Genomic DNA, 6,000 nt, shown 5'->3' with positions numbered 1-6,000 from the left:
ACCGACAGGCAGCCCGCCATCAGCGCGTTCAACGAACGGCTGATCGCCGAGGGCCACTGGGTCTTCGCGGGTGGACTCGCGGACACCGACGCGGCTCCCCGCGTCGCCCTCGGGCACCCCCGCGGTCGTCGCGGCCATGAGCGTGGGGAACGTCAGGCCGATCCCGACCGCGACGAGCAGCGTGGGCCCGAGCACCCCGGTGACGTAGCCGCTGCCGGCTCCGGCCTGCGAGAGCCAGCCGAACCCGGCGAGGAGGAAGCCGCAGCCCGCCGGCACCAGGAGGCGGGCGCCCGCTCGCGGCAGCAGCCCGGCGGCGAAGCGCGCGACCACCATGAACACCACGGCCGCGGGCGTCTGCCCGAGCCCGGCCCGGAGCGCGCCGTACCCCAGGACGTTCTGCAGGAACAGCGACGTGAAGTACCACATCGCGACGGTGATCCCTCCGAAGAGCAGCAGCATGCCGCCGCCCGCGGCCACCCCCCGGATCCCGAACAGCCGCGGCGGCATCAGCGGCCGGGCGGCGAAGCGCCCCTCCACCACGAGGAAGGCGGCGAGCAGGAGCAGGCCCGCCGCGGCCGGGCCCGCGACCCGCGCGGACGTCCAGCCGTGGCCGGTGCTCTGCATCACCCCGTAGATCAGCGCGGCCAGCCCCGCCGTCCCGGTGACGGCGCCGGGCAGGTCGAGCGGCTCCCGCCGGACGGTCCGCGCGCCGGGCAGCGACGCCAGGGCCACCACGATCAGCACCGCGCCGATCGGCACGTTGACCAGGAAGACCCACCGCCAGGACAGGCCGGTCGTGAGGGCCCCGCCCGCGACCGCGCCCGCCATCCCGCCCACGCCGCCCGCGGCGGACCACGCGCCGAACGCCCGCGCCCGCTCGCGGTCCCCGGTGAAGCCGGTGTTGATCACGGCCAGCGTCGCCGGGGCCAGCACGGCGGCTCCCACGCCCTGGACGGCGCGGGCCGCCACCAGGATCTGCGGTGCGGTCGCCAGGCCGCCGACCAGGCTGGCGGCGGAGAACAGCAGCAGTCCGGCGGCCAGCGTCCGGCGGTGGCCGAACAGGTCGGCGGCGCGTCCGCCCAGCAGCATGAACCCGGCGAACGTGAGCAGGTAGCCGTTCACCACCCAGGCCAGTCCCGCGGCGGTGAAGCCGAGGTCCCGGTCGACGGAGGGCAGGGCGACGTTGACGATGGACGCGTCCAGGATCACCATGAACTGGCACGCGCACACCAGCGCCAGCACCACCCGGCCGGGCCCGCTCCCCGCCCTCCCGGACCCGCGGTCCGCAACCTTCGCCGACAACTCGGACGACACAAGCGCCTCCTCGATCGAGTGGAATGCGGCGGGGCCCGGTGGGCGAAGCCGCCCGATGCCCGCACCGTCCCGGCGGTGCCGGGGTGAGATCGCCTCTGACACGGCTCGGCGGCCGTTCACGTCAGGACGCGGGCGTCCTCTTCGGCGGCGCGGGCGCCCGCCCGCAGTTGGATCGCGGTCCGGGCGAGGCGGCGGCCCTGGTAGCGGGCCGCGTCGAGGGAGGCGGCGTCGGGCCCGTCGCCGGACGGGCCGGTCACCGCCGAGGTCCCGTAGGGGTTGCCTCCGGCCGCGTAGACGGCCGGGTCGGTGTAGCCGGGCGGGACGATCAGCGCGCCCCAGTGGTAGAAGACGTTGGCCAGCGAGATGATCGTGGCCTCGGCGCCGCCGTGGCGGTTGAAGGCCGCGGTGAACGCCGTCACCGGCTTGTCGGCCAGCGCGCCCTCCCGCCACAGTCCGACGCTCTGGTCGAGGAACTGCTTGAGCTGCGCGGCGGGCGCGCCGAAGCGGGTCGGCGTGCCGAACGCGTACGCGTCGGCCCACGCGAGGTCCTCGACGGCGGCCTCCGGGACCGCGGCGACCGCGTCCAGGTGCCGCCGCCACCGCGGGTTCTCGTCGATCGCGGCGTCGGTCGCCAGCTCGGCGACCCGCCGCAGCCTGACCTCGGCGCCGGCGGTGGCGGCGCCCTCGGCGACGGCCTCGGCGAGCGCGTGCACGGCGCCCGTCGAGCTGTAGTGGATGACGGCGACCTTCACGGACATGTCGGCTCCTCGGCCTCGCGGTAGGATTAGTTATGCGCATAATGTTATGCGCATAACTAATCCGTCAAGGAGGGGCCGTGGACTTCGACCGAGCCGACGCGATCAACCAGGCCATCCGCCTGCTGAGCCTGCGCCACCGGGCCCGGGCCGCGGCGCTGCTGACCCCGCTCGGCCTCCATCCCGGGCAGGAGGCGCTGCTGCTCGAACTCGCGCGGACCGGCCCGCGGATCCAGGCCCAGCTCAGCGAGGCGCTCGGCTGCGAGCCGCCCAGCGTCACGCTCATGACCCGCAAGCTGGAGGCGTCCGGGCACGTCCGGCGCAGGCCCGCGCCCTCCGACAAGCGCGCCAGCATCGTGGAGCTCACCGACTCGGGCGCGGCCCTGGCGGAACGGGTCAGGGAGCTGTGGTGCGCCCTGGCGGAGGAGACCGTGGCCGGCCTGCCCGAGCAGACCGTGGCGGACCTGCCCGGCGTGCTCGGAACCCTGACCGCCAACGTCGACCCCCGGCGCGCACGCCCGAGACCGGGCAGGTGACGCCGGGCGCGGGTGTTCGGATCGCGGGCCGAGGGGTGAGCCCTGCGGCCGTCAGACCAGACCGCGGCGGGCGGCGTGGACGCCCGCCTGGAACCTGGTGCGGGCGTTGAGGGTGCGCAGGAGACGGGCGACGTGCCGGCTGACCGTGCGCGCGCCCATTCCGGTGTGGCGGGCCACCGCCTCGTCCTTGAGCCCGGCGGCGAGGAGGGTGAGCAGATGCCGGTCCGCCTCGGACAACCGGGGCCGGACGCCGGCCGAGCCCGACTCGCCGTCGAAACGCAGCGGCGTCGCCTGTTCCCAGCAGGTGTCGAAAACGTCGATGAGAATGTCGAGCAGGGTCGACGGGCGGATGAGGGCGGTGATGCTGGGATCGTCGCCCCGCAGCGGCATCAGCGCCATTTCGTCGTCCACGATGACGAGTTTGGCGGGCGGATTCTCCAGGATGCGGGATCGCTCGCCGAAGCCGGAATCCCGGCGGGCCAGTTCCATCCGCGCGGGGATGGCGAGGGCCTCGGGCGTGTAAATGGCGCGGTACTCCACGCCTTCCGCGAGGCGCTCGCGCTCGATCTCGTTCGGGCTGACCGGGTCGACCGCGTAGGGCGGCTTGTCGATGGCCTTCACCTGCCTGACCGCGGCGCGCTGCACCTGCTCGTAGCGCTGGATCACCGCGTCCAGCCCGTCGACGACCTCCACCAGCCTCTCCGGGTTCGACCGCTGCTCGGCGGCCAGCAGGTCGCCGCTGATCCGCTTGGCCTCGATCCGCGCGCGGATGAACTCCGCCTCCCGCCTGCGGATGAGCGTCTCGACCACGGCGTCCGGAGGATGGGCGGAGTACGCCCGGTCCGCCGCGGCGTCCGCCCCCGCGGCGCCCTCCGCGCTGATCATGCCGAGCGCCTCCATTTCCAGGAGGAGCGCCGCCAGGCGAGCCGGCGGCGCCTCCGACATCCCCGCCAACTCGCTCAGCGTGCTGCCGGGGTTGTACAGCAGGACGACGTAAAGGGTCTGCTGAGAGGCGGTGACACCGAGAGCCGCGAATGGATTCTCATCTTTTGCGGTCACGGGGAACATGACCCGGATTATGGCCGATGGAGCGTGACTTCCAGGCCGTGCGCGGCGAACGGATCGGTGGCGCATTCCGACACCGGCGATAACTCGCCAGAACGTGGGGGCGGAGAGCCTTTCTCGTCGCGCGCGAGGACATCTACGTTTGCCGCACCCCCCACCCCCGAGGAGAGACCATGTCTCACAGACGCGGCATGCGCGTCGCCGTGCTCGCGGCCGGCGCGCTGGGTCTGGCCGGCTCGCAGGGCGTCGCGGTCGCCCAGCCGGACCCCGCCGGGCCCGCCCGTCCGGCCCCCTACTCCGCGGCGACGGCGGCGAACGTGCCGCAGGCCATGCTGAAGGCGATGCAGCGCGACCTCGGCCTCACCGCGGCGCAGGCGAAGCAGGCGCTGGTCAACCAGTTCGACTCCGGCGTCACCGCCGGGAAGCTACGGCTGAGGCTCGGCGGCGCCTTCGCCGGCAGCTGGGTCAGCGGCAGGACCGCCGAGACGCTGCACGTCGCGACCACCGACCCCGCCCGGACGGCCGAGATCACCGCCCAGGGCGCGCGGGCCACCGTCGTCGGCCGCAGCCTGGCCGACCTCACCGCCGCGAAGGCGAGGCTCGACCGTGCCGCCGCGCGCAGGGCCCCGTCCCACTCTCCCGTCTGGTACGTGGACGTCCAGGCCAACCGCGTCGTGGTGCTGAGCTCCGCGCCCGCCGAGGCCCGCGCCTTCGCGAAGGCCGCCGGGGTCGACCTCGCCGAGGTCGCCGTCAGGCGCTCGAAGATCAAGCCGCGCACCTACTACGACCTGCGCGGCGGCGACGCCTACTCCATGAACGGCTCGGGACGCTGCTCGATCGGCTTCTCGGTCACCCGCGGCGGGACGCCCGGCTTCATCACCGCGGGCCACTGCGGGCAGCCGGGCACGTCCACCAGCGGGTACAACCAGGTCCAGCAGGGCAGTTTCCAGGGCTCCTCGTTCCCCGGCAACGACTACGCCTGGGTCGCGGCCAACGGCAACTGGTCGCCGGTCGCGCGCGTGAACGGCTACGGCTCCGTCCAGGACCCGGCCGTCTCCGGTTCGACGGTGGCGCAGACGGGCTCCCCGGTGTGCCGCTCCGGCTCCACCACCGGCTGGCACTGTGGGACCGTCCAGCAGCTCAACACCAGCGTCACCTACCCGCAGGGCACCGTCTCCGGGGTCACCCAGACGAACGTGTGCGCCGAGCCCGGCGACTCGGGCGGCTCGTTCATCTCGGGCACCCAGGCGCAGGGGACGACCTCCGGCGGCTCCGGCGACTGCCGCAGCGGCGGGACGACATTCTTCCAACCGGTCAACGAGGGGCTCCAGGCCTACGGTCTGACGCTCTACACCGGCACGTCCAACCCACCCGACGACCCGCCGAGCGGCAGCTGGGCGGCGGGGACCGTCTACCAGGTCGGCGACGTCGTGACCTACAACGGCTCCAGCTACAGGTGCATCCAGTCGCACCAGGCGCAGCCCGGCTGGACGCCGGAGAACGTCCCGGCGCTCTGGCAGCGCGTCTGACGCGCCCGGCCTTCCCCCAGCGTGATGCTGGGGGAAGGCCGGATTCATGCCGTCACAGGTCGCGAAGGGTCGGCCGAGCACGCCCGCGCCTTCGCGGGGGCGCAGGCGACCGGGCGGGTCAGTCGGCGATGAAGACGTCCTTGACGGCGCTCTTGCGGAGGTCTTCGAGGAGATCGATCTGCGCCTGGGCGCGGTCGTGGAGTTTCTCCAGCTCGGCCGCGTCCAGCTCCGGCGTCCGGTCGGCGAGGATGACCAGCGTGCGCCATCCGGCGGCCTTGCCCTCGACGGCCAGCCGCAGGAACTCGTACTCCACCAGGTCGGTCAGCGGGGAACGCTCCCTGAGGCGGCCGTTGAACTTGAGCCGTCCCGCCATCTCGGCCACGGACACCGCGATGCTCTTGTAGTGGCGGACGGGGACGCCGAGCGACGCCATGATGGACAGCAGCGCTCCCCGGTCGGCGGCGATCTCGTCCGCCAGCCGCCGCAGCCGCTCCTCCTCGGGCCTGCCCCGGTGCGCCTGGGCGAGCGCGCGAGAGCGTCCCACTCCGGCCGCCGCGCCCGCGAGATGGTCGTTCAGATAGATCGCCAGGAATGGTCCGGCCGTCTTCTCCATACGGGTCCTTCCGGCCGCCGGAGGGGCGGCCCTGCACGTCAGGTGAGGGGAGGTCGGTCGTCGACGCACCTCGCGGTACCCAGCGGGCGGGCGGGTACTCCCCCCGCCTCCTACGGTTCGGCCACCGGTCCGCGGCGACGGATACCCCCGCGTCCGGAGTGGGCAAAAACCGGTCAATGCGCGCTTGT

6 protein-coding genes are annotated in these 6,000 nt (G+C 73.7%); 2 read left to right on the top strand and 4 right to left on the bottom strand.

Annotation, left to right across the window (positions count from 1 at the left end; genetic code table 11):
• A partial coding sequence (locus tag ABWI04_RS21175; protein ID WP_353833503.1) for an MFS transporter occupies positions 1–1,314 on the bottom strand: 1,314 nt, incomplete at its 3' end.
• A gap of 116 nt (positions 1,315–1,430) precedes the next feature.
• Positions 1,431–2,072, bottom strand: a complete 642-nt coding sequence (wrbA, locus tag ABWI04_RS21170; RefSeq protein WP_345185379.1) for an NAD(P)H:quinone oxidoreductase — start codon at positions 2,070–2,072, stop codon at positions 1,431–1,433.
• Positions 2,073–2,149: 77 nt separating this feature from the next.
• Here wrbA and ABWI04_RS21165 point away from each other — a divergent pair, with 77 nt between their 5' ends.
• Positions 2,150–2,605 carry a MarR family winged helix-turn-helix transcriptional regulator gene (locus tag ABWI04_RS21165; protein ID WP_345185391.1) on the top strand — a complete coding sequence of 152 codons (456 nt, stop codon included), beginning with the start codon at positions 2,150–2,152 and terminating at the stop codon, positions 2,603–2,605.
• Between the two features lie 51 nt (positions 2,606–2,656).
• Here ABWI04_RS21165 and ABWI04_RS21160 read toward each other — a convergent pair whose 3' ends face one another.
• A complete protein-coding gene (locus ABWI04_RS21160) occupies positions 2,657–3,664 on the bottom strand; it encodes a helix-turn-helix transcriptional regulator (protein WP_353833502.1) in 1,008 nt (335 codons plus the stop codon).
• A gap of 179 nt (positions 3,665–3,843) precedes the next feature.
• Between ABWI04_RS21160 and ABWI04_RS21155 the strand changes: the two genes are divergently transcribed.
• Complete coding sequence (locus tag ABWI04_RS21155) at positions 3,844–5,199, top strand: carbohydrate-binding protein (protein WP_353833501.1); 1,356 nt, start codon at positions 3,844–3,846, stop codon at positions 5,197–5,199.
• 118 nt (positions 5,200–5,317) lie between these two features.
• Here the strand turns inward: ABWI04_RS21155 and ABWI04_RS21150 are convergent, their stop codons facing one another.
• Positions 5,318–5,812, bottom strand: coding sequence for a Rossmann-fold NAD(P)-binding domain-containing protein (locus tag ABWI04_RS21150; protein WP_345185401.1), 495 nt, complete (start codon positions 5,810–5,812; stop codon positions 5,318–5,320).
• Positions 5,813–6,000 lie beyond the last annotated feature (188 nt).

The sequence above is a fragment of the Actinomadura sp. NPDC000929 genome, assembly GCF_040492065.1.
Taxonomy (GTDB): domain Bacteria; phylum Actinomycetota; class Actinomycetes; order Streptosporangiales; family Streptosporangiaceae; genus Spirillospora; species Spirillospora verrucosospora.
The sequence above is the reverse complement of the archived record's forward strand: the minus strand, read 5'-3'. Positions and strand labels throughout refer to the sequence as shown.

Bases quoted from the DNA above. Each gene is read 5' to 3' on its own strand.
- wrbA (WP_345185379.1), bottom strand. From the start codon at position 2,072: ATGTCCGTGAAGGTCGCCGTCATCCACTACAGCTCGACGGGCGCCGTG.
- ABWI04_RS21155 (WP_353833501.1), top strand. From the start codon at position 3,844: ATGTCTCACAGACGCGGCATGCGCGTCGCCGTGCTCGCGGCCGGCGCG.
- ABWI04_RS21150 (WP_345185401.1), bottom strand. From the start codon at position 5,812: ATGGAGAAGACGGCCGGACCATTCCTGGCGATCTATCTGAACGACCAT.